Consider the following 21,906-nt stretch of genomic DNA (forward strand, 5'->3'; position numbering starts at 1 on the left):
ATACTCCTATTCGCCGGGAATGGATTCAGGATTGGTTTGGGCCACCGGTGTGGTTCCGGCGGTGCGGATTGGCCCGTCTTGCAAGCCCAGATGCGGTGTGGCCGCGGGTTTGTTCATCATCTGCAGCAGATAGAACGTGCCGGCACCGAAAATGAAAAAGTAGACCACGATGAATGCCAGCAAGGAGGCTGCAACCGCCGGTGCCGCTACGGGCGCAAGGCTGTCGGAGGTACGCAGCAGACCGTAAACAGTGAAGGGTTGGCGGCCTACTTCGGTGGTGATCCAGCCTGCAAGCACAGCCACAAATCCCATAGGTCCCATAAGTATCGCGGCACGTTGCAAGAGGCGATCGTCATAAAGGCGCCCTTTCACGCGACGCCAAAGGCTCCAGGCACCAAGGCCCAGCATCGCAAACCCAAGACCAACCATAACGCGGAAGCTAAAGAATACGATCGCGACGGGGGGTTCTTCATCATCGGGAATGGTGTCGAGCCCATCCAGCGGCGCGTCCCAGTGATGTTTAAGGATCAGGCTTGAAAGATTCGGGATTTCGATAGAGTAATCGATACGGCGTTCTTCGGCATTCGGGATGCCGAACAGGATCAACGGCGCACCGTCGGGATGGCTGTCGTAGTGACCTTCCATTGCCATAACTTTTGCCGGCTGATGTTCAAGAGTATTGATGCCGTGCATGTCTCCGGCAAGAATTTGCAGCGGAGCCACGACGACAAGCATCCACATCGCCATCGAAAACATCCGGCGCGCTGGTGCGTCGTCACGGTTGCGCAGCAAGTGCAGGCCGCCAACCCCCCCGACGACCAAAGCTGTTGTAAGGTACGCCGCCAGCACCATGTGCGTCAGACGGTAGGGGAATGACGGATTGAATACGATTTCCCACCAGTTTTCCGGTACAAACTGCCCCAGTTCGTTGATTCCGTAACCCGCAGGTGTCTGCATCCAGGAATTCACGGACAGGATCCAGGTCGCGGACATCAAGGTACCAAAGGCGACCATAGCAGTCGCGAACATATGCAGCTTGTCGCCCACACGCTCCCGGCCAAACAGCATGATGCCAAGAAAACCTGCCTCCAGAAAAAAGGCCGACAGAACCTCATAGGCCATAAGCGGGCCAAGGATCGGTCCGGTTTTGTCTGAAAAAACCGACCAGTTGGTCCCGAATTGATAGGACATAACGATGCCAGAAACGACCCCCATTCCGAAGGCCACTGCGAAGATCTTCTTCCAGTAGGTGAACAACGTCAAATAGGTCTCATTCCGCGTTTTCAGCCAAAGGCCGTTCAGCACCGCAAGGTAGCTGGCCAGACCAATGGAAAATGCGGGAAAGACAATATGGAAGGAAACGGTGAACGCAAACTGCATCCGTGCCAGTGTTTCTGCTGTGAAACTATCGAACATGGGAGGCTCCGTTTTGGCCTGCGGTTAGTTGCTACGTGGCCCGAAATCGTCCGCGGTGACAATTGCATCACCGTTTCGGTCAATCACTTCAAACCATGCGGAAGAGCGGGCCAGAAACTCTGCTCGCGACACCTGACCGTCCTTGTTTGTATCGTTGAAGCCAAGTGTAAGCCCCTCTTGCATGCGCCCCGCCCCTTTGCCCTGCGCATGATTTCCTGCATTTGCAGCCATATCTGCGGCACGGGTTTCATCGAAAAGAACGTATTCCTCTGCGCTAAGCAGGTCGTCTTCGTCCTGGTCAAACATATAGAATACGTCGCCGCGGCGTTCGGTGATTTCTTCAAGGGTGACAGAGCCGTTGGTGTCCATATCCCAGTTTTCGATAAAATGTGTGCCGGGCGTTTGCTGTGCGAGCAAAACATGGGGAAAACAAAACATAGTTACTACGAGAAGTGAGCGTTTCATGTGAGCGCCCTTTCTTAAAGTTTGACGGTGCGTAGATACGGGCGGAGAGTATCGAAGCCTTGCGGGAACGCCGCGTTCGCATCCACATCCGAGACCGAGGGCGGGATGATGACCTTTTGCCCCGGCATCCAGTCTGCAGGTGTGGCAACCTTGTATGTGTCGCCGGTCTGCAAAGCGTCGATCACCCGCAAGATCTCGTCAAAGTTGCGCCCGACGCTCATGGGGTAGGTCATTGTCAGACGGATTTTCTTGTCGGGATCAATGATGAAGACCGAGCGCACTGCGGCGGTTTCGCTCTCGCTCGGGTGGATCATGTCGTACTGCTTGGCGATGGTCAGATCGGCATCGGCAACGATGGGAAATTGCAGGTTTGTGTTCTGCGTGTCGTTCACGTCGTCGATCCATTTCACATGTTCTTCCACGGTGTCTGTGGACAGGCCGATCGGCTTTACCCCGCGTTTGGAAAACTGCGCTGACAGCTGTGATGTTCGGCCCATTTCTGTGGTGCAAACAGGCGTGAAGTCAGCCGGATGGCTGAAAAAGAACGCCCAGTCATCGCCGATCCAGTCATGAAAACGGATCGGGCCTGTTGTTGTGTCTGCGGTAAAGTCCGGGGCGGTATCGCCAATTCTAAGGGTCATGCTGTATTTCCTATATTTAAAATAGTTCTTTAATTCGATCTAGCGTGACCTCTTTACAAAAGCAATAGTTTGAATATATCTTTTTGGTGCGACAACAGGATGCAGCCATGAAACTGACGAGTTACACCAACTACGCGATGCGCTCTTTGCAATTGGCGGCCTTGAAGGCGCCAGAGCTTGTGCGGATTGATGATGTGGCAAAAATCCATAACTTGTCCCGCCCCCACATCATGAAGATCGTGCATGAACTGGGCAAAGCCGGATACCTGGAAACAGTGCGTGGCCGCAGCGGCGGCTTCCGGCTTGCCCGCCCCCCAGAAGATATTATCGTTGGTGAAGTTGTTCGGATCACCGAGGGCCCGTTGGATGTGGTTGAGTGCTTCAACCCGGAAAAGAACACCTGTCCGTTAATGGGTATCTGCGTCCTGTCAAAAAAGATGCAGGAGGCCACGGCGGCGTTCATGGCTGTGCTGGATGATCTGACGATTGCAGATATTGCGGCCAATCGGGGCCAGTTGATGGAGCGGATTGCCCCGCTCGAAACACCAAGGCTTGAAAAGGCGACACAATGAATGCCCCCTCCGAATGGGTCGACCGGTTCCCGGGATTGTCACGGCTTGACCTGCCAACGCGGCAATTGCTCACGTCACGCAGTGAAATTGTCAAAGTCCCCAAAGGCACGATGATATTCGGGCCCGGTAACTCTCCGGAGAACATGTTGTTTCTTCTGGACGGGACTGTGCGGGTTCAGCAGGTGTCGGATACTGGCCATCAGATCGTGCTTTACCGGATTGAAGCGGGACAAAGCTGCGTTCTGACAACCGCTTGTTTGCTGTCCTACGAAGATTATTCCGCGGAGGGTATTGCCGAAACAGCCGTCGCGGCTGCGGCGGTTCCACGCGTGGTGTTTGATGATCTCGTTGCGCAGTCAAAACCGTTTCGTGATTTTGTGTTTGCAGCTTTTTCCAAACGCATTACCGACTTGTTCCAGATGATCGATGAGGTGGCGTTTCAACGCCTTGATGTGCGGCTTGCGGATAAACTCATTTCTCTGTCGAACGGGATGGAAAAGGTGGACACAACGCATCAAAAGCTCTCCGTTGAGTTGGGTTCCGCGCGTGAAGTTATCTCGCGCCAGCTCCAAGAATTCCAACGGCGCGGCTGGATTGAACAAGCGCGGGGCAGCATCAGCTTTCTCGATCGCGATCAGCTCGAAAAGCTTGCAGACCATGGCGCGTAAATAATTTTGGAGTTTGGTGATAAGATCACCAAACTTTTGCAGCCGAAAGAGCTATTGTGAATATAGCTTTTATAGGAGACTGCAAAATGACCGTAAATGTTGGTACTATCGACCGCATATTCCGCGCCTTGTTAGGCATCGTTCTTCTGATTGTACCCTTTGTCAGTGGACTAGCGATGTTCGACGGGACAGCCGCTACAATGATTTCAGTTGTCGTGGGCCTTGTGATGTTGGGCACATCGGCGATCAAGTTCTGCCCGCTCTACCGCATCTTTGGCATTCGGACGTGTGGCCTGTGATGTTCGAAACAGCTTTTACTCCGATTCAATCGCTTAGCGGCGGGGCCTTGATTGGTCTCGCGGCAGTCTTGTTGATGTTGGGACTTGGCCGCATCTTTGGTGCAACGGGCGTCCTTTCGGGCCTCATCTTCTTTGAAAATCGCGATGAACTGTCTTGGCGTGCCGCGCTCGTTGTCGGAATGATTTTGGCTCCACCGTTGCTTTTCGTCGTTACGGGGTCGATGCCCACGCTAACCATTCCGGTGAATCCTGCGATGATCGTGATTGGCGGCGTGATCGTCGGACTTGGCGCAAGCCTGGGGTCAGGATGCACATCCGGTCACGGCGTTTGCGGGCTTTCCCGCCTGTCGGCGCGCTCGCTGGTGGCCGTTCCGACGTTTATGTTGACGGGTGCCGTCACCGTTTTCCTGATCCGCCATGTGTTTGGAGGCTAGGCTATGAAACAGATATTTGCACTTATCACCGGTGTGGTTTTCGGCACAGGCATCGCGATTTCGGGCATGATGGACCCCGCAAAAGTCCTCAACTTCTTTGACGTTGCGGGCACTTGGGACCCCAGCCTTGCCTTTGTTATGGGTGGCGCGCTGGTGGTCACATTTGTTGGCTACCGCCTTGCGTGGAAACGCAGCGCCCCCTTGTTTGGGGAACGCTTCCAGATCCCAACCAACAGCACCATCGACAAGAAGCTTGTCGGCGGCTCTGCGTTGTTTGGCATTGGATGGGGCATCGCCGGTTTCTGCCCCGGTGCTGCCATCCCGGCACTGGGCACGGGCCGCTGGGAAGTCGCCCTTTTCGTGGCGGCCGTGATTGTCGGTTTTTACCTGCGTCGGCTTTTGTCGTCGGTAGGTGCGGCAACAGCAACAAATTGAACTGAGGAGGAAGTGAGAATGACATCCTATCCCGTAGATATGACTGTGAAACCCGAGGTCGAAGCCTTCTTTGATGAAGCAACCAACACGATCAGTTATATCGTGAAAGATCCTACGTCCGATGCCTGCGCAATCATCGATAGCGTGATGGACATCGACTATGCCGCCGGGCGGATCACCCATGACCATGCGGATACCATGATTGCGCGCGTCACCGAAATGGGCGGCACGCTGGAATGGATCATCGAGACACACGTGCACGCCGACCACCTGAGCGCTGCTCCCTATATCCAGCAAAAGCTTGGCGGTAAGATCGGTGTCGGCGAAAAGATCATGGTCGTCCAGGAAACGTTCGGCAAGGTATTCAACGAAGGCACCGAATTTCAACGCGACGGATCGCAATTTGACGCGCTGTTCAAGGATGGCGACACCTACCGGATCGGCAACATGCAGGGCTTTGCCATGTACACGCCTGGTCACACACCTGCCTGCATGGTGCACGTGATCGGCAATGCGGCCTTTACGGGCGACACCCTATTTATGCCCGATGGCGGTTCAGCGCGTGCCGATTTCCCCGGTGGTGATGCGGGCGAGCTTTATGACAGCATCCAGCGTGTGCTGACGCTGCCGGACGACATGCGCCTTTTCATGTGTCACGACTATGGTCCCAATGGACGCGATATCGCATGGGAAACCTCCGTGGGTGAAGAGAAGGCCCACAACATCCATGTGGGTGGCGGCAAAACGAAAGAAGAATTCGTTAAATTCCGGACCGAGCGGGATGCGCAATTAGACATGCCAAAGCTGATTATCCCGTCTTTGCAGGTGAATATGCGTGCTGGTGAGGTGCCAACAGATGACGACGGCAATCCGGTACTCAAGGTGCCGGTAAACGGACTGTAAGTCCGCCAGCGGAAACACGCGGGATCAAAGGAAACAATATGTCCAATTCACTTACCGTCGATAACTTGAACAAAGCACTCCAGATGGAGATGAGCGCAGCGCATCAGTATCAGTTGCACGCCCATGTTCTGAATGATTGGGGGCTGAACATCCTTGCCGGAAAAATGCGCGCGGAACAGGCGGAAGAGATCGGTCATTCCGACCTCTTCATCGAACGCATTCTATTCTTGAAAGGTGTGCCTGACATTGCTTTTGCAAAGCCACCAAAACCTGCGGAAACGCTGGAGGCGATGTTTCGCGCCGATCTGGCCGATGAAGAAGAAGCCATCAGGTTCTATATCCAAGCCGCGCGGCAGGCCAATGAGAGCGACGACGTTGGATCACGGGCCCTCTTTGAAAAGATTGCGCTGGATGAAGAAGGCCATAAAGCGTGGCTCGAACTGCAACTGGAACTCATCGAACGCCTTGGCGAAAAGACTTACAGCGCCAAACAGGTGTCCTTCTCAGAAGACAGCGGTGAATAGCAGTACTTAGGCAAACCACTTTGACAGGACGGGTCGTCATCGACCGTTCGGAGGAGAAGTTATGGACATCAAAACACTCACAGCGGGTCTCTCTGTAAGCCCGCAAATCACGACAGCGGACATTCAGGCGATAAAGGATGCCGGGTTTCGTGCGATTATCTGTAATCGCCCTGACGGCGAAGGCGCGGATCAACCAACCTTTGCCGAAATCGAAAGCGCAGCCAAAAAGATCGGGATAGAAGCGGCGTATCAGCCGATTGTGACAGGCAAGGTTTCTGATGACGATGCGGCCGCCTTTGACAGAATTTCAACCGGTTTGCCCGGCCCGGTGCTGGCCTATTGCCGTTCGGGAACACGCTCCGCAACGCTTTGGTCTCTGTCACAGGCAAAGACCCGCAGTGTTGCCGATATCCTCGCGGCTACGAAAGCGGCAGGTTACGACATGGCCGGCGTTGTGCGGCGCATCGTAAATGGCGGCAAAACCCCCACTGACACTGGCGACGCGCAATACGACCTTGTGATTGTTGGTGCCGGCGCAGGGGGGATCGCTGCGGCGGCCAGCCTGAAATCCCGCAAGCCTGATCTTGAGATCGCGATTATCGATCCCGCTGACATCCACTATTATCAGCCCGGCTGGACCATGGTTGGCGGCGGTATCTTTGAACCGCAGGAAACATCGCGCACCATGGGGTCATTGATTCCCAAGGGGGTGCATTGGATCAAGGCGGCGGTAGCGGCGTTTGAACCTGAAAACAACGCGGTAATCCTTGATGGGTGTCGGGTCGTGAAATACACGCGCTTGATCGTCTGTCCGGGTCTCAAGCTGGATTGGAACAAGATCGAAGGTCTTGTTGATACGCTTGGGCAAAACGGGGTTACTTCGAACTATCGCTATGATCTGGCCCCCTACACGTGGGAGCTGGTGGAGGGAATGAAGGAAGGGCGCGCGATCTTTACCCAACCGCCCATGCCGATCAAATGTGCAGGTGCGCCGCAAAAAGCGATGTATCTGTCAGGCGATGCTTGGGCGCGGCGCGGAGTTCTAAAAAACATCGACATTCAGTTCAACAACGCAGGCGGAGTCCTGTTCGGGGTCAAAGATTACGTTCCCGCATTGATGGAATATGTGAAGAAATATGACGCCAGCTTAAACTTCTTTCACAACCTCGTGGCGGTGGACGGTCCGGCCAAAAAGGCGTGGTTTGATGTCGCCAAGCCCGACACACCTGTAGAACGCGTCGAGATGGATTTTGACATGATGCATGTCTGTCCGCCGCAGACCGCGCCGGATTTCATCCGCGTATCCGCCCTTGCAGATGCTGCAGGTTGGGTCGATGTGGATCAGGCAACATTGCGGCACAAAGCTTTTGACAACGTTTGGTCGCTTGGTGATGTGATGAACGCGCCCAATGCCAAGACTGCAGCCGCAGCACGTATTCAGGCCCCCATTGTGGCCGAGAACATACTGGCGGACATGCGCGGTGGGTCCCCGGTCGCGCAATACAATGGTTACGGGTCCTGTCCGCTGACCGTCGAGCGGGGCAAGATCGTGCTGGCTGAATTTGGTTATGGGGGCACCATGCTTCCCAGTTTCCCCAAATTTCTGGTCGACGGAACAAAGCCTACCCGTGCCGCGTGGTTCCTCAAGGAAAAGATGCTGCCGCCGATCTATTGGAAAGGTATGCTTAAAGGTCGTGAGTGGATGGCAAAGCCTGAAATGATCACTGCTGAGTAACACTCCGGTTGCCCCTGTGCGAATACGCGGGGCAGCCAATTTTGGACAAGACACATGACAAATTACTTTCCCATCCTCTCATGGGGACGGTCCTATTCACGGGCGGCGCTTTCAAACGACCTGATGGCGGCGTTGATCGTGACGATCATGCTGATCCCACAGTCGCTGGCCTATGCCCTTCTTGCCGGGCTTCCGGCAGAGGCGGGGCTTTATGCGTCGATTGTTCCGATCCTGCTTTACACCGTCTTCGGAACAAGCCGCGCGCTGGCGGTTGGGCCGGTGGCTGTTGTCTCACTTATGACGGCTGCGGCGCTCAGCAATATCGTTGAGCAAGGCACAATGGGCTACGGCGTTGCGGCACTTTCGCTCGCAGGTCTGTCGGGGATAATACTGCTGTCCATGGGCTTGTTTAGATTGGGGTTTGTCGCGAACTTCCTGTCACACCCTGTGATCGCCGGTTTTATCACCGCCTCTGGGATCATCATCGCCACGAGCCAGCTCCGCCATATCTTCGGGATCGACGCGCATGGGCACAACCTTTTGGATCTCGTGGGGTCGCTATTCACTCATCTGTCACAGATCGACTGGATCACCGCGTTGATCGGGGTCCTGGCCACGGGGTTCTTGTTCTGGGTGCGCAAAGGATTAAAGCCACTTCTGAGCCGCCTTGGCGTGGGGGCAGGTCCAACAGGCGTCTTGGTCAAAACCGGACCGGTTTTCGTTGTCGTGGCGACGACACTCGCGGTCTGGGCTTTCGGCCTTGATGAAAAGGGCGTGCAAATCGTTGGTACAGTCCCCCAAAGCCTGCCGCCGTTCACCTTACCCTCATTTTCGCCGGATCTTCTCGGGCAGTTGCTCCTGCCGGCGTTCCTGATCTCGATCATCGGGTTCGTTGAGTCGATCTCCGTCGCGCAAACGCTGGCGGCCAAGAAACGGCAACGGATCGACCCGGACCAGGAACTCATCGGACTTGGTGCAGCCAACATCGGTGCATCTTTGACCGGCGGCTTTCCGGTGACCGGTGGATTTTCGCGATCGGTCGTGAATTTCGATGCAGGCGCCGAAACCCCCGCAGCCGGTGCGTTCACAGCCATCGGCCTTGCAATTGCAGCCCTTGCGTTGACGCCGCTTATCTATTTCCTCCCCAAGGCAACGCTGGCCGCAACAATAATCGTCGCGGTTCTCAGCCTTGTGGACTTTTCGATCCTAAAGAGAAGTTGGAGCTATTCCAAAGCAGATTTCGCCGCCGTCTTGGCCACCATCGTAATCACACTTGGCATCGGCGTTGACGCGGGCGTATCCGCAGGTGTCGGCCTGTCGCTGCTGTTGCATCTTTATAAATCATCGAAACCCCATATCGCCGAAGTTGGACAGGTGCCGGGGACCGAACACTTCCGCAACATTTTGCGTCATGAGGTCATCACGGCACCTAATGTCGTGACCCTGCGCGTGGACGAGAGCCTTTACTTCGCCAATGCCCGCTTTCTTGAAGATAAAATTCAGGCAAGAGTGGCGGGGGACAAGGCAATCCGCCACGTCATCCTGCAATGCGCGGCGATCAATGAAATTGATCTCAGCGCCTTGGAGTCATTAGAGGCAATCAACGAGCGCCTGCGCGAGATGCACGTCTTTTTGCATCTATCCGAAGTGAAAGGCCCTGTCATGGATCGGCTGAAGAAAGCACATTTTTTGTCCGAGTTAAGCGGACAAGTGTTCCTTTCGCAGTTTGAGGCTGCCAGTTTCCTCAATGAGAAGGTCACCTAGGGTATCAATAGGAAACAGTTGTGCGCGAAAAACGATTTTCGCAACACGGCCATCTGCTTGGGACAGGTTCGTTTCAAAATTCGAACGTCTTTGGGCCATTGATGGCAACCCGCAGTGGGTTGCGCGCAGATGAACACCGCAGCGGATGCCTCGGGGCGCAGGTCGTTCGTAAATGGGGTTCTCAGATTTCGAGGGCGCGTGACTCGCAAACTTATGCGCGCCACGCAAACTTATCCGCTTCCCTACACGTGCCTAGAAATCCAGATTTTCGACGTTCAACGCATTCTGCTGGATGAACTCGCGGCGGGGTTCCACCACGTCGCCCATCAATTTGGTGAACAGATCATCGGCCTCTGCCATATCTTCGACCTTTACCTGCAACAACGTGCGGGCATCCGGGTCGAGCGTGGTTTCCCAAAGCTGGTCAGGGTTCATTTCGCCCAAACCTTTGTAGCGCTGCAAGGAAAGACCTTTTTCACCTTCGGCGAGGATGGCTTCCAACAGGTCCATTGGGCCGTTGATCACCTGTGTCCGATCCTTGCGCACCAGCGTCGCGGGCAGTTCATAGACGTCTTGCAAGTGCTCGGTAAAGCTGCCGGATTTGCGGGCCTCGCCCGAACGCAGCATTTTGCCGTCAAGGGTGCGCACCTCTTCGACGCCGCGCAGGATGCGGGCCAGTTTGATGCCGTGATCCTGCGTGATGCGGCCCTGCCAACCCTGTTCATACTCAAGCGCGATAAGGTTCAGGCGCTTGGCAACCTTGTCTGCGACACCTTGCAAATCGGCCTCGACCGCACCGGGGACAAAGGCACCGGCGATGGCGGCCTGTTCCAGAATGTGGCGCGGGTAATGTGTTGGAAATGCTTCTAAAACACGGCGGAGCTGGCGTGCGTTGTCGACCACCCGTGCCAGATCGGCACCTGTGATTTCCTCGCCATTGCCCTGGCGCAGCATGGCGCCATCAGTGCCTTGGGTGATCAGATAATCGTCCATTTCTGCCTGATCTTTCAGGTACACTTCCGATTTCCCGCGCGACACTTTGTAAAGCGGCGGCTGGGCGATATAGAGATACCCCTGTTCGATCAGCTGTGGCATCTGCCGGAAGAAGAAGGTCAGCAGCAAGGTGCGGATATGCGCCCCGTCGACGTCCGCGTCTGTCATGATGACGATCTTGTGGTAGCGCAGTTTGTCGATGTTGAATTCGTCGCGCCCGATGCCGGTGCCAAGCGCCATCACAAGGTTGCCGATCTCTTGTGAGCCGAGCATCCGGTCGAACCGCGCGCGTTCAACGTTAAGGATCTTACCTTTGAGAGGCAGGATCGCCTGTGTCTGACGGTCACGACCCGTTTGCGCAGAACCACCGGCGGAGTCCCCCTCCACCAGAAAGACTTCGGTCTTTGACGGGTCTTTTTCGGAGCAATCCTTGAGCTTGCCCGCAAGGAAATTCACATCCATCGCGGTCTTGCGCCGCGTGAGATCACGCGCTTTGCGGGCCGCCTCGCGGGCATGGGCGGCCTCGATGATCTTGCTGACAACCACACGGGCCTCATTCGGGTTCTCTTCGAACCACTCGGCCAGCTTTTCGTTGACCAGACCCTCAACGGCGGGGCGAACTTCGGAGGATACCAATTTGTCCTTGGTTTGCGAGCTGAACTTGGGATCCGGCACTTTGACGCTGAGCACACAGGTCAGACCCTCGCGGGCATCATCACCGGTAAAGGTGACCTTTTCCTTTTTGGCGATGCCGGAGGATTGCGCATAATTGTTGATGGTCCGCGTCAGCGCGCCGCGAAAACCCGCCATATGGGTGCCGCCATCGCGCTGTGGGATGTTGTTGGTAAAGGGCAGGACATTTTCGTGATAGCTGTCGTTCCACCACATCGCTACCTCGACACCGATGTCATCGCGTTCGCCAGTCACAAAGATCGGTTCAGGCATGACCGAGGTTTTGTTACGATCAAGATATTTCACAAATTCCTTTACGCCACCTTCGTAAAATAATTCGGTGCGCAGGGGTTCGGCAGGGCGTTCGTCAGTCAGAATGATGCGCACACCGGAGTTCAGAAACGCCAGTTCACGCAGACGTTTTTCCAGCGTTTCGAAGGAATATTCGAGGTTCGAAAACGTGTCTGTCGATGCCATAAAACGCACTTCGGTGCCCTTGCGGTCCGTCGGGCCGACGACCTTAAGGTGCTCTGTGGTAAAGCCGCCTTCGAACCGTGCCACGTGCTCCTTGCCGTCGCGCCAGATGCGCAGCTCCAGCCAGTCGGATAGGGCATTAACAACCGATACGCCCACGCCGTGCAGACCGCCGGAAACCTTATAGGAATTGCTGTCGAATTTGCCGCCCGCATGCAGCTGCGTCATGATGACTTCGGCGGCGGAAACGCCTTCTTCTTCGTGGATGCCGACCGGAATACCGCGCCCGTTATCGCTGACCGAAACAGAGAGATCGTCGTGGATTGTGACGTTCACGGCGTCCGCATGACCGGCCAATGCCTCGTCAATGCCGTTGTCCACGACCTCATAGACCATGTGGTGTAAACCGGAGCCGTCGTCGGTGTCCCCGATATACATGCCAGGGCGCTTACGAACGGCCTCCAACCCTTTGAGAACCTTGATAGAATCGGCACCGTACTCTTCTGGCGCTTTCTCTTGTTCGGACATGCGGAAAAACCTCTTTTTGTTGCCCGATTTATAGTGGTTTCCCAAGGGATTGTCACGCAAATGGCACAATATTTTGTGGGTGACCCTGTGGAAGGATCAGACCCGTTTGACAACCGATGCTCCGGCCTCTTCCGTTACCTCCAGAACCTGGGCACGATCCGCCAAAGCGGTGAACATTTCGGGGCCTGTGCCGGTCATCCACGCCTGTGCGCCAAGCGCGCAAATCTCGTCATAAAGCGCGGCCTGACGGGTTGCGTCAAGATGTGCGGCCACCTCGTCCAATAGCAAAAGTGGTGGCGCACCGATGTCTGCGGCAAGCGCACGGGCATTGGCAAGGATCAGGGACACCAACAACGCCTTTTGCTCCCCGGTGGAGCAATCCTTGGCGGGGACATCTTTGGCCGCATACACCCCGTATAGATCCGCCCGATGTGGCCCGATCAATGTCCGTCCTGCTGTCAAGTCCCGCGCGCGATTGTCGGCCAGTGCATCGCGAAAATCCTGTGCGGCGGCGGGCATGTCGCACTGCAAGGCAAGGGTTGCAGTGGGAAAGGCGGTCTCGGCCTGCTCTTGCGCAGCCTCTATCGCCTCAAGCGCCTTCAGGCGACCGGCGTGCAGGGCGGTGCCCGCTTCGGCCATGCGCAGTTCCAGCGCGCTGTACCACGAAGGTTCGCGCACCATATCCTTAAGCAGCCTGTTGCGTTCGCGCATGGCCTTTTCATAGCTAAGCGCATGTTCGGCGTGATCGGGCAGAAAACTAAGCGTCATCCGGTCCAGAAACCGCCGCCGGCCTTCCGCGCCTTCAATCCACAAGCGATCCATCGCGGGGATCAGCCACAAGACCCGTCCGATCCGCCCAAGCGCGGTTTGAGGGGCCGCTTTGCCATCAATGCGGGTCTGACGCGCGGCACCGGCTTCGGACCAGATTTCAAGTTCGTGAACCTGTTTTTGCGAATGCAGTACACCAGTGACCTTCCACCCCAAAGCTTCAGGGCGGCGCGTCATGTCTTCGGCGCTGGAGCGGCGCAGCCCGCGTCCGGGAGACAGCAGGGAAACCGCTTCGAGGATGTTGGTTTTACCCGCGCCGTTGGGCCCGTAAATGGCGACAGGTCGCGCGTCGCAATCAACCACAGCGCGTTTGTGCGAGCGGAAATGCGACAGCGTCAGTTGAGAGAGATGCAGGCTACCCATCGGCAGGTCCGTTTTCTTTCAAAGAAAACGTCCGGAAACTTTGAAAGCTTCCGCGCCCCTTATACACGCATCGGCATGACGACATAGACGGCCGACATATCATTGCCTTCGCGCATCAAGGTCGGATCACCCGAGGAGTTGAACAGGAAAACAGCGTTTTCTCGATCCACCTGACTGGCAATCTCAAGCAGATATTTCGCGTTGAACCCGATTTCTAGCCGTTCGTCGCCGTAAGCTACAACCAGTTCTTCCTCGGCGGCACCGCTGTCAGGCGCATTGACGGAAAGCACCAGACGATCCTCGTCGAGCTGCAGTTTTACGGCGCGCGAACGCTCCGAGCTTACAGTCGCAACGCGGTCCACCGCTTTGGCAAAATCTGAGGCGTCGACTTCCATCTTGCGTGTGTTCCCCTGTGGGATCACGCGGGTATAATCGGGGAAGGTGCCATCGATGACCTTGGACGTCAGTGTGATTTCGGGCGTGGCAAATCGCACTTTGGTTTCTGAGACAGAGACCGCGATTTTCATGTCGTCGTCATCCAGCAGCTTGCGCAACTCGCCCACTGTTTTGCGCGGTACAATCACGCCGGGCATGTCCGATGCGCCTTCTGGCAGTTCCGCGTCAATGCGCGCGAGGCGGTGACCATCCGTCGCCACACAGCGCAGCACCTTGCCCCCATCGGCATCCGAAACATGCATATAAACGCCATTCAGGTAATACCGCGTTTCTTCAGTTGAGATGGCGAATTTGGATTTATCGAACAGGCGGCGCAGCACAGGGGCAGCAACACTGAAGTTCGAGGCATATTCGGACGTTGCCATCACGGGAAAATCTTCGCGCGGCAAGGTGGCAAGCGAAAAGTTGGAACGCCCGGCTTCTACCGTCATGCGGCCCGCGGCACTATCAGCTGTCAGGTTGATCAACGCACCGTCCGGCAGCTTACGCACAATCTCGTGCAGCAGGGTCGCAGACACCGTGGTTGCACCAGCCCGCTCGACTTGCGCGCCTACCTTGTCGACCACTTCGATATCCAGATCGGTGGCGCGAAACGACACATCGCTGCCTTCGGCCTCGATCAGGACGTTGGCGAGAATTGGAATGGTATTGCGCCGTTCCACAACAGACTGGGCCTGGCTTACGGCCTTAAGCAGTGCCGCGCGTTCGATGCTGAATTTCATGTGCCGTCTCCCAATGACTGCCGGGAAAGGCAGACTACCCGGTTCCCCGTCTTTCGCAAGACTTTTGGGCTTTTGTGGGTGCAATTGCAAGAGGGGCCACAAGGCCCCTCGCTAAATCAATAAAGCCGTTGCAATGCTGCTTACGACTTGAGCGCGCGACCAAGCAATTCAAGGTCTTCTGCGATCTGGCTGTCGGATTGCTTTAGCTCTTCAATCCGGCGCACGCCATGCATCACTGTGGTGTGGTCCCGCCCGCCAAAACGCCGTCCGATTTCGGGCAAGGACCGGCTGGTCAACTGCTTGGACAGGTACATCGCGACCTGACGCGGACGGGCATAGCTGCGCAGACGCTTGGGGCCGATCATATCGCTAAGGCGGATGTTGTAATGTTCTGAAACCTTACGCTGGATTTCCTCGACGGTGATCTTGCGCTCGCTTGAGCGCAGTACATCTGCCAGACAGTCCTGCGTCAATTCCATGTTGATCTCGCGGCCAACCAACGAGGCAAAGGCAAAGAGACGTGTCAACGCCCCCTCAAGGACACGCACGTTCGAAGTGATCCGGTGGGCAAGAAACTCTAGCACCCCGTTTTCAACATCAAGGCCGGGATAGGTTTTTTGCTGCACTTCCAGCTTGCTTTGCAAAATCCCGAGACGCAATTCGTAGTCCGTAGGGTGCAAATCAACAACCAACCCGCATTGCAGACGCGATTGCACGCGTTCTTCAAGGTCTTTGATGTCCGTGGGCGCACGGTCCGCCGAAATGATGATCTGTTTGTTCTGATCGACCAGCGCGTTGAAGGTGTGAAAGAACTCTTCCTGCGTGCTGTCCTTGCCGGCGATGAATTGTACGTCATCAACCATCAGGACGTCGACAGAGCGAAACAGCTCTTTGAAGTCCATCATTTTGCGATCTCGCAGGGCCTGAACGAAACGGTACATGAACTGTTCAGCCGACAAATATAGGACGGACATTTCTGGCTGACGCTGCTGCAATTCGCGGGCAATCGCGTGCATCAGGTGGGTTTTACCAAGGCCGACGCCGCCATAAAGGAACAGCGGATTGAAAGTGACCGGCCCGCCTTCGGCAACGCGGCGCGCGGCGGCATGGGCCAGTTCGTTCGGTTTACCTACAACAAAGTTGTCAAAGCTGAAACGCGGATCAAGCGGGGCAGTCGACGTAACGCTGGGCGGGACGGCAGGCGGTTTGGTGGCCGCCGTGGTGTGTTTGGCCTGTTCGGGGGCAGTTTCCGAATTTGCAGCCGGTTTGGCGGCCAGCGCGAAATTCAAACGCGAGACATCAAGGCCTTCTGCGTTGGTTTCGTGCAGAATCAGATCCGAAAAATTCTGGCTGACGTAATTACCAAAGAAATTGGTCGGCACGTTCAGGGTGATGATGCCATCGTTGATCTCGCCCGGAACCATCGGCGCGATCCATGTCGTGAAGTTATTTTGTCCTACGGTCTTCAACAGGCGCTGCCTGATATTGCTCCACTGTTCCTGCGTCATCTTGTACATTCTGTCCCTGTATCCCCAACACCGGAAACTCCGGCAAACTACCAACTACCCACCGACCGGCACGCAAAAACCGTTCCGGCTGCAACCAAGCAACCGACTTGCGTCCGGTAGACACACTACAAACCGATCCGCCAACATGCTGACACCTCTCTAAGTGTCATCCGTCAGACGAAACCGTCCGCTTCCATTCTCATGTGACAGGGCAGATACGCGTTAACATATCCGCAATTTGTCTATCTAGACCTGATGGTCTGTTCTGATCTTTGGGCTTTTATGGTGCGTGGCAATCTGCACCCGTAATCCAAAGCCTGTCCCCCTGCGACGTGAATCGCCTTATTGTGGTAGCAATTGTTCAGGGTGCGCTTCAACACATCTTCAAACTTGACTCGGGAATTGCTGAAAAGAATCTCTCGTCATTTTTTGAGACAAGTTTTCCAAAGAAAAAGGCGCCGGAAGCCGACGCCTTTTTTATCAATCGATTAGCTGATCCTCAGGGAACGAGAATCACGATTCTTATGCGATCGCTTTAACGCGTGCCGCCAAACGGGACATTTTTCGAGAAGCGGTGTTCTTATGATACACCCCTTTTGTCACGCCGCGCATCAGCTCTGGCTGGGCCGCTTTCAGTGCGGCAACTGCGTCGTCTTTAACACCGGATTCGATGGCTTCTTCAACTTTGCGCAGATACGTGCGGATACGCGAACGGCGTGCTTTGTTGATTTGGAAGCGCTTTTCGTTCTGACGTGCGCGTTTTTTGGCTTGTGGTGTATTGGCCATGCGGATCTACCTTTGGGTCATATTCAAAATTTCGACGCGTGACGCCAAACCCTGACCGCTTTGAAACGGTTCCCCGTCGGGGAAGGTGATTCTAGCCTGAGCGGGCTGCACGCGCATGTATGAGCTGGGCTATAGCGGGATTAGGGTCAGGTTGTAAAGGTGTGCCGTGTGGATGGCGGATTGAGGGTGCCCTAACCTTCGACACCCTGCAAACCAAGCAGCGCAATCTGTTCGGTTTTATCCGTCCCGTCCGGGTTCGTCGGGGTTGCTGGAAAACAGCGCGATCTTGTTGCCCTGCGGATCGCGAAGATAGCCCACATAGAAATTCGGACCGTAGTCCGCCCGAAACCCCGGCTGGCCCTCGTCAAATCCGCCTGCGGCCAGAGCGGCGGCGTGTAGATCGCGAACCTGGCTTTGACTGTCGGCTTCAAAGGCAACCATGGTTCCGTTGCCAGATGATGCCGGACGCCCGTCAAATGTGGGCTTCACATAGAAATCCGGCGAAACGGGGCGCTGATCTGATGTCACGGGGAGCACAAAGCTTAGCCCCTCGGTGCCTTCCTTTAACCCGTAATTAAGCTCTGGCAGGAAGGCCGAATAAAACCGGCGCGCACGTGGGATATCGTCAGCGCCGACCGTGACGTAAGCAATCATGCGCTATTTGTCCCGAAACTGCGCCTCGCGCTTTTCGATAAAGGCGGACATACCTTCCTTCTGGTCTTCGGTCGCGAACAGTGAATGGAACATCCGGCGTTCAAACAACAGGCCTTCGCGCAATGGCACCTCATATGCGCGGTTCACTGCTTCTTTTACGACCATCACGGACATCATAGATTTCTCGGCAATCTTGCCGGCAGCGGCCAGCGCCTCTTCCATCAGTTTCTTCACAGGCACCACGCGCGAGACAAGACCGGAACGCTCCGCTTCAGCGGCATCCATAAAGCGGCCCGTTAGGTTCATGTCCATTGCTTTGGACTTGCCCACCAAGCGGGTCAGACGCTGCGTGCCCCCGATGCCAGCAACAACGCCGAGGTTGATTTCCGGCTGGCCGAATTTCGCGGTTTCCGAACAGATGATAAAGTCGCACATCATCGCCAGTTCGCATCCCCCGCCCAGCGCATAGCCGGATACGGCAGCGATGATCGGTTTGCGGACCCGCATGATCTGTTCGGTCTCCGGTGTGAAAAGATCGCCTGAAAAGACATCAACAAACGACTTGTCCTTCATCATCGCGATGTCGGCACCGGCGGCAAAAGCCTTTTCCGATCCGGTGATCACGATGCAGCGGACTTTGTCGTTGTCCTGACAGCCCCGCAAGGCATCAGCCAGTTCACCCATAAGCACATCGTTCAGCGCGTTCAGCGCGTCAGGCCGGTTAAGGGTGACAAGAGCCACATGATTGTCGACATCTAGCGTGATCGTTTCATAAGCCATCAAGAATGCTCTTTTGTTGTTCCGCTCTGGCGTTGTTGCATACCACGGGTTCGTACCGTTTCAAGCTATCTTTGGCATTGACTACAGTAGAAAGACGAGCGTCCCGACTGGACAATCCGCTTGATCACCTGTGTGCATTCGGGGCTTTTGCAGGGCGCACCTTCGCGCCCATAAACATCAAAACTATGTTGAAAATACCCCAGTTCTCCATCTGCCTGACGAAAATCCTTTAGCGACGATCCCCCCGCTTGGATCGCCTCGCCCAGAACGTCGCGGATGATCGGGACAAGGGCGGCGACGCGGGGGCGCGACAGTTTGCCAGCCTTGCGGGCGGGATGAATGCCGGCGCGGTAAAGTGCTTCGCAGACATAGATATTTCCCAGCCCTGCGATGATCCGCTGATCCAGCAGCGCGGATTTTACGGGCGTGTTGCGCCCCTTGAATGCGGCAATCAAATGCGCCTCGTGAAAATCGTTGCCCAACGGTTCGGGCCCCAGCACGGCCAGCAATTTATGCTGCGCCGCGGTTGCTGTATCCAACAGATCCATCGCACCGAAACGACGCGGATCGTTGAATGTGATCCGCGCCCCGTTCGCCATGTGAAACACGACATGATCGTGTTTTTCGGCCATGGGGTGTTCGCGCACAAATTGGCCCAAAGGATCGCCCGACACCAACATGCGCCCTGACATCCCCAGATGGATCAGCAGTGATTCTCCCGAACTCAGGTCCGCCAGAATATACTTGGACCGCCGGCGCAGTTGCAGCACGGTTTGCCCCGTCAACCGGCCTGCCATGTCCGCCGGGAACGGCCAGCGCAGATCGGGCCGGTTCACATCCGCCTGGGCAATCACCGCCCCCTGCATTGCAGGGGCCAACCCGCGCATCACGGTTTCTACTTCGGGTAACTCTGGCATTGGCGTTCCTTCCCGTGGCCCTGCGGCAATTGGCTGTTTGTATCTGAAGCTCTGGCGCTATATCTCGTCTTTGACAATATCGGGACGCATGCCATGAACGACAAGACAACCCATTTCGGTTCTCAAACTGTACCCGAGGACGACAAGGCGGGCATGGTGCGCAGCCTGTTTTCCGACGTGGCCAATAAATACGACATTATGAATGACGTGATGAGCGTCGGCATCCACCGCATCTGGAAAGAGGCGATGATGGATTGGCTGGCCCCGCGTGCCGGACAAAAGCTGTTGGATGTGGCCGGCGGCACGGGGGATGTGTCGTTTAAGTTCCTGAAACGTGCAGGGTCCGGCCATGCGACCGTGTGTGACCTGACCGAAGGGATGCTTGTCGAGGGGCGCAAACGCGCCGAAGCGGATGCGATGGCCGACAGTCTTGACTGGGTTGTGGGTGACGCGATGGCGCTGCCGTTCGAGGATAACACGTTTGACGTTTATACGATCAGCTTTGGCATCCGCAATGTCACCCGCCCGCAGGAGGCATTGAACGAAGCCTACCGCGTCTTGCGTCCGGGGGGCCGCCTGATGGTACTTGAGTTCAGCCAACTGCCGAATCCGATGATGCAAAAAGCCTATGACGCCTATAGTTTCAATGTGATCCCGCGGATGGGACAGTTGATCGCGAATGACCGCGATAGCTATCAGTACCTTGTTGAATCCATTCGGAACTTCCCCGACCAAGAAACCTTTCTTGGCATGGTGCGCGAGGCCGGTTTTGATCAGGCGAAATACCGTAACCTTACCATGGGCATCGCCGCCCTGCATTCGGGTTGGAAACTTTGAGGGGCCCGCATAATATCTGGCGGCTGATCCGCACCGGCGCGACACTGGAACGTGCCGGCGCGATGAACGTCGTGCTGGACGCCTTCGAGGCGACGCCGGCCTTGCGCTTCGTCGCGCGTGCGCTGGGCCTGCCGTTCAAGTTTCTGGGGTATCGGGGTGATCCGACCATGCCGCCCGCCACCCGTGCGTTAACCGCGCTTGGTCCGGCCTACATCAAATTCGGGCAGGTTCTGTCGACCCGCCCAGATGTTGTGGGGGACGAGCTCGCCGTGCAGTTGCGTGTTTTGCAAGACAAGCTGCCCCCGTTTTCGACAGAACAGGCCAGAGCCGCGGTTGAACAAGAACTGGGTTTGCCGCTGGACCAGATATTTTCCGAATTCAGCGCGCCGGTTGCTGCGGCATCCATTGCGCAAGTCCACCGCGCCACTTTGGTCGACACAGGCGCGGACGTCGCTGTCAAAGTGTTGCGCCCCGGTATCGAAAAGGCATTTCGTAAGGACATCGACGCCTTTTATCTGGCGGCCCGTCTGGTTGAACTGTTTTCCCCCGGTTCGCGCCGGTTGCGCCCGATGGAAGTGATCGAACATTTCGACGGTGTGGTGCGCGGCGAGTTGGATTTGCGGCTGGAAAGTGCTGCCGCGTCCGAATTCGCGGCCAACACGGTCAAAGACGAAGGTTTCCAGCTGCCGGCGATTATGTGGAATCACTCCTCGCGCCGTGTGATGACACTGGAGTGGGCAGACGGCGTGTCGATGGGCGACAACGCCGCGATCGATGCGGCGGGACATGACCGCGTTGCACTCAGCAATCGGGTGCTGCAACTGTTCCTCAGTCACGCGCTGCGCGACGGGTATTTTCATGCGGACATGCATCAAGGCAACCTGAAGGTCGCGCCAAACGGTGATATTATCGCCTATGATTTCGGCATCATGGGACACATCGACGAATACACCCGCCGCGTTTATGCCGAGATCCTGTTCGGCTTTATCCGGCGGGATTACAAACGTGTCGCACGGGTGCATTTCGAAGCGGGATATGTGCCCGCCGACAAAGATGTGGATGAATTTGCCCGCGCCCTGCGTGCGGTGGGCGAACCGATTTTCGGGATGAGCGCCACACATATCTCCATGGCGCGGCTGCTGGCCTATCTGTTTGAAGTGACCGAACGGTTCGGAATGGAAACACGCACCGAGCTGATTCTTTTGCAACGCACCATGGTGGTTGTTGAAGGGGTCGCACGGTCGCTGAATCCGAATATGAACATCTGGGAAGTCGCCAGCCCGATTGTGACCGACTATATCAGCAAATCCATCGGGCCGCGTGCCGTTGTCACCGATCTGGCGAACACGGCAATGGTGCTGGCCCGCTTTGGCCCGCGTTTACCTGGTCTGGTCGAGGATGCCCTAATGCGCCAGACCAACCCGCCACAGGTGGACCGTCGCCCGCGCAAACGCTGGTTTGTCCTTGCGGGCTTTGTCGGCGCGGTAACCGGTGTCGGGGCGTTGTTGGTGATCGACGCCCTTTTATAGGCG

General features: G+C 56.2%; 22 protein-coding genes. 11 read left to right on the forward strand and 11 right to left on the reverse strand.

Annotated features, from left to right (window positions below):
• Positions 1-6 precede the first annotated feature (6 nt).
• Genes Z947_RS0104030 through Z947_RS0104040 form a run of 3 tightly spaced genes read right to left on the reverse strand, consistent with a single transcriptional unit; the run spans position 7 to position 2,522 of the window.
• Positions 7-1,416, reverse strand: a complete 1,410-nt coding sequence (locus Z947_RS0104030; protein ID WP_025043032.1) for a cytochrome ubiquinol oxidase subunit I — start codon at positions 1,414-1,416, stop codon at positions 7-9.
• Between the two features lie 24 nt (positions 1,417-1,440).
• Positions 1,441-1,881, reverse strand: coding sequence for a calcium-binding protein (locus Z947_RS0104035; RefSeq protein WP_025043033.1), 441 nt, complete (start codon positions 1,879-1,881; stop codon positions 1,441-1,443).
• Between the two features lie 14 nt (positions 1,882-1,895).
• On the reverse strand, positions 1,896-2,522 hold the full coding sequence (locus Z947_RS0104040; protein ID WP_025043034.1) for a peroxiredoxin: 627 nt from the start codon (positions 2,520-2,522) through the stop codon (positions 1,896-1,898).
• Positions 2,523-2,629: 107 nt separating this feature from the next.
• Here Z947_RS0104040 and Z947_RS0104045 point away from each other — a divergent pair, with 107 nt between their 5' ends.
• The 9 genes from Z947_RS0104045 (at position 2,630) to Z947_RS0104085 (ending at position 9,856) form a co-directional block, all read left to right on the forward strand.
• On the forward strand, positions 2,630-3,094 hold the full coding sequence (locus tag Z947_RS0104045) for an RrF2 family transcriptional regulator (protein ID WP_025043035.1): 465 nt from the start codon (positions 2,630-2,632) through the stop codon (positions 3,092-3,094).
• The gene (locus Z947_RS0104050) at positions 3,091-3,762 is read left to right on the forward strand and encodes a Crp/Fnr family transcriptional regulator (RefSeq protein WP_025043036.1); all 672 of its coding nucleotides are present in this window, start codon (positions 3,091-3,093) and stop codon (positions 3,760-3,762) included. The genes Z947_RS0104045 and Z947_RS0104050 overlap by 4 nt, the downstream gene beginning before the upstream one ends.
• A gap of 86 nt (positions 3,763-3,848) precedes the next feature.
• Complete coding sequence (locus tag Z947_RS0104055) at positions 3,849-4,061, forward strand: YgaP family membrane protein (RefSeq protein ID WP_025043037.1); 213 nt, start codon at positions 3,849-3,851, stop codon at positions 4,059-4,061.
• Complete coding sequence (locus Z947_RS0104060) at positions 4,061-4,495, forward strand: YeeE/YedE family protein (protein ID WP_025043038.1); 435 nt, start codon at positions 4,061-4,063, stop codon at positions 4,493-4,495. The genes Z947_RS0104055 and Z947_RS0104060 overlap by 1 nt, the downstream gene beginning before the upstream one ends.
• Positions 4,496-4,498: 3 nt before the next feature.
• Positions 4,499-4,930: a DUF6691 family protein gene (locus Z947_RS0104065; RefSeq protein WP_025043039.1), complete on the forward strand. Its 432-nt coding sequence runs from the start codon at positions 4,499-4,501 to the stop codon at positions 4,928-4,930.
• An 18-nt stretch (positions 4,931-4,948) separates the two neighbouring features.
• A complete protein-coding gene (locus tag Z947_RS0104070; RefSeq protein WP_037938684.1) occupies positions 4,949-5,833 on the forward strand; it encodes an MBL fold metallo-hydrolase in 885 nt (294 codons plus the stop codon).
• A gap of 38 nt (positions 5,834-5,871) precedes the next feature.
• Positions 5,872-6,357, forward strand: coding sequence for a bacterioferritin (locus tag Z947_RS0104075; protein ID WP_025043041.1), 486 nt, complete (start codon positions 5,872-5,874; stop codon positions 6,355-6,357).
• A gap of 61 nt (positions 6,358-6,418) precedes the next feature.
• Positions 6,419-8,092 (forward strand): bifunctional protein tyrosine phosphatase family protein/NAD(P)/FAD-dependent oxidoreductase, encoded by a 1,674-nt coding sequence (locus Z947_RS0104080; RefSeq protein ID WP_025043042.1) that lies wholly within the window; start codon positions 6,419-6,421, stop codon positions 8,090-8,092.
• Between the two features lie 54 nt (positions 8,093-8,146).
• On the forward strand, positions 8,147-9,856 hold the full coding sequence (locus Z947_RS0104085; RefSeq protein WP_025043043.1) for a SulP family inorganic anion transporter: 1,710 nt from the start codon (positions 8,147-8,149) through the stop codon (positions 9,854-9,856).
• A gap of 252 nt (positions 9,857-10,108) precedes the next feature.
• On the opposite strand, the gene gyrB is transcribed toward Z947_RS0104085, so the two are convergent.
• The 8 genes from gyrB to mutM all read right to left on the reverse strand — a co-directional run bounded on the left by gyrB (position 10,109) and on the right by mutM (position 19,537).
• Positions 10,109-12,523: a DNA topoisomerase (ATP-hydrolyzing) subunit B gene (gyrB, locus tag Z947_RS0104090; RefSeq protein ID WP_025043044.1), complete on the reverse strand. Its 2,415-nt coding sequence runs from the start codon at positions 12,521-12,523 to the stop codon at positions 10,109-10,111.
• Positions 12,524-12,619: 96 nt separating this feature from the next.
• Positions 12,620-13,714, reverse strand: coding sequence for a DNA replication/repair protein RecF (recF, locus tag Z947_RS0104095; protein ID WP_025043045.1), 1,095 nt, complete (start codon positions 13,712-13,714; stop codon positions 12,620-12,622).
• A gap of 59 nt (positions 13,715-13,773) precedes the next feature.
• On the reverse strand, positions 13,774-14,892 hold the full coding sequence (gene dnaN / locus Z947_RS0104100) for a DNA polymerase III subunit beta (RefSeq protein WP_025043046.1): 1,119 nt from the start codon (positions 14,890-14,892) through the stop codon (positions 13,774-13,776).
• A gap of 140 nt (positions 14,893-15,032) precedes the next feature.
• Entirely contained in the window at positions 15,033-16,400 is a 1,368-nt protein-coding gene (dnaA, locus tag Z947_RS0104105; RefSeq protein ID WP_025043047.1) for a chromosomal replication initiator protein DnaA, read from the reverse strand.
• A 522-nt stretch (positions 16,401-16,922) separates the two neighbouring features.
• Positions 16,923-17,186: a 30S ribosomal protein S20 gene (gene rpsT, locus Z947_RS0104110; protein WP_025043048.1), complete on the reverse strand. Its 264-nt coding sequence runs from the start codon at positions 17,184-17,186 to the stop codon at positions 16,923-16,925.
• 237 nt (positions 17,187-17,423) lie between these two features.
• Positions 17,424-17,840 (reverse strand): VOC family protein, encoded by a 417-nt coding sequence (locus Z947_RS0104115; RefSeq protein WP_025043049.1) that lies wholly within the window; start codon positions 17,838-17,840, stop codon positions 17,424-17,426.
• A gap of 3 nt (positions 17,841-17,843) precedes the next feature.
• Positions 17,844-18,620, reverse strand: a complete 777-nt coding sequence (locus tag Z947_RS0104120; RefSeq protein WP_025043050.1) for an enoyl-CoA hydratase — start codon at positions 18,618-18,620, stop codon at positions 17,844-17,846.
• A 65-nt stretch (positions 18,621-18,685) separates the two neighbouring features.
• Entirely contained in the window at positions 18,686-19,537 is an 852-nt protein-coding gene (gene mutM / locus Z947_RS0104125; protein WP_025043051.1) for a bifunctional DNA-formamidopyrimidine glycosylase/DNA-(apurinic or apyrimidinic site) lyase, read from the reverse strand.
• A 93-nt stretch (positions 19,538-19,630) separates the two neighbouring features.
• On the opposite strand from mutM, the gene ubiE reads away from it, so the two are divergent.
• On the forward strand, positions 19,631-20,374 hold the full coding sequence (gene ubiE / locus Z947_RS0104130; protein ID WP_025043052.1) for a bifunctional demethylmenaquinone methyltransferase/2-methoxy-6-polyprenyl-1,4-benzoquinol methylase UbiE: 744 nt from the start codon (positions 19,631-19,633) through the stop codon (positions 20,372-20,374).
• Positions 20,371-21,903, forward strand: a complete 1,533-nt coding sequence (gene ubiB, locus Z947_RS0104135; RefSeq protein WP_025043053.1) for a 2-polyprenylphenol 6-hydroxylase — start codon at positions 20,371-20,373, stop codon at positions 21,901-21,903. Before ubiE ends, ubiB begins: the two co-directional genes overlap by 4 nt.
• The last annotated feature ends 3 nt before the right edge of the window (positions 21,904-21,906 follow it).

Origin of the sequence: Sulfitobacter geojensis (assembly GCF_000622325.1) — a bacterium.
In the GTDB taxonomy this organism is placed as follows: domain Bacteria; phylum Pseudomonadota; class Alphaproteobacteria; order Rhodobacterales; family Rhodobacteraceae; genus Sulfitobacter; species Sulfitobacter geojensis.

What these genes read in the sequence shown, in the direction of transcription:
- Z947_RS0104120 (WP_025043050.1), bottom strand. Translation starts at nt 18,620, where the DNA reads ATGGCTTATGAAACGATCACGCTAGATGTCGACAATCATGTGGCTCTT.
- dnaN (WP_025043046.1), bottom strand. Translation starts at nt 14,892, where the DNA reads ATGAAATTCAGCATCGAACGCGCGGCACTGCTTAAGGCCGTAAGCCAG.
- Z947_RS0104085 (WP_025043043.1), top strand. Translation starts at nt 8,147, where the DNA reads ATGACAAATTACTTTCCCATCCTCTCATGGGGACGGTCCTATTCACGG.
- Z947_RS0104055 (WP_025043037.1), top strand. Translation starts at nt 3,849, where the DNA reads ATGACCGTAAATGTTGGTACTATCGACCGCATATTCCGCGCCTTGTTA.
- Z947_RS0104080 (WP_025043042.1), top strand. Translation starts at nt 6,419, where the DNA reads ATGGACATCAAAACACTCACAGCGGGTCTCTCTGTAAGCCCGCAAATC.
- Z947_RS0104070 (WP_037938684.1), top strand. Translation starts at nt 4,949, where the DNA reads ATGACATCCTATCCCGTAGATATGACTGTGAAACCCGAGGTCGAAGCC.
- Z947_RS0104075 (WP_025043041.1), top strand. Translation starts at nt 5,872, where the DNA reads ATGTCCAATTCACTTACCGTCGATAACTTGAACAAAGCACTCCAGATG.
- Z947_RS0104065 (WP_025043039.1), top strand. Translation starts at nt 4,499, where the DNA reads ATGAAACAGATATTTGCACTTATCACCGGTGTGGTTTTCGGCACAGGC.
- Z947_RS0104040 (WP_025043034.1), bottom strand. Translation starts at nt 2,522, where the DNA reads ATGACCCTTAGAATTGGCGATACCGCCCCGGACTTTACCGCAGACACA.
- Z947_RS0104035 (WP_025043033.1), bottom strand. Translation starts at nt 1,881, where the DNA reads ATGAAACGCTCACTTCTCGTAGTAACTATGTTTTGTTTTCCCCATGTT.
- recF (WP_025043045.1), bottom strand. Translation starts at nt 13,714, where the DNA reads ATGGGTAGCCTGCATCTCTCTCAACTGACGCTGTCGCATTTCCGCTCG.
- Z947_RS0104030 (WP_025043032.1), bottom strand. Translation starts at nt 1,416, where the DNA reads ATGTTCGATAGTTTCACAGCAGAAACACTGGCACGGATGCAGTTTGCG.
- gyrB (WP_025043044.1), bottom strand. Translation starts at nt 12,523, where the DNA reads ATGTCCGAACAAGAGAAAGCGCCAGAAGAGTACGGTGCCGATTCTATC.
- rpsT (WP_025043048.1), bottom strand. Translation starts at nt 17,186, where the DNA reads ATGGCCAATACACCACAAGCCAAAAAACGCGCACGTCAGAACGAAAAG.
- Z947_RS0104045 (WP_025043035.1), top strand. Translation starts at nt 2,630, where the DNA reads ATGAAACTGACGAGTTACACCAACTACGCGATGCGCTCTTTGCAATTG.
- Z947_RS0104060 (WP_025043038.1), top strand. Translation starts at nt 4,061, where the DNA reads ATGTTCGAAACAGCTTTTACTCCGATTCAATCGCTTAGCGGCGGGGCC.
- Z947_RS0104050 (WP_025043036.1), top strand. Translation starts at nt 3,091, where the DNA reads ATGAATGCCCCCTCCGAATGGGTCGACCGGTTCCCGGGATTGTCACGG.
- mutM (WP_025043051.1), bottom strand. Translation starts at nt 19,537, where the DNA reads ATGCCAGAGTTACCCGAAGTAGAAACCGTGATGCGCGGGTTGGCCCCT.
- ubiE (WP_025043052.1), top strand. Translation starts at nt 19,631, where the DNA reads ATGAACGACAAGACAACCCATTTCGGTTCTCAAACTGTACCCGAGGAC.
- Z947_RS0104115 (WP_025043049.1), bottom strand. Translation starts at nt 17,840, where the DNA reads ATGATTGCTTACGTCACGGTCGGCGCTGACGATATCCCACGTGCGCGC.
- dnaA (WP_025043047.1), bottom strand. Translation starts at nt 16,400, where the DNA reads ATGACGCAGGAACAGTGGAGCAATATCAGGCAGCGCCTGTTGAAGACC.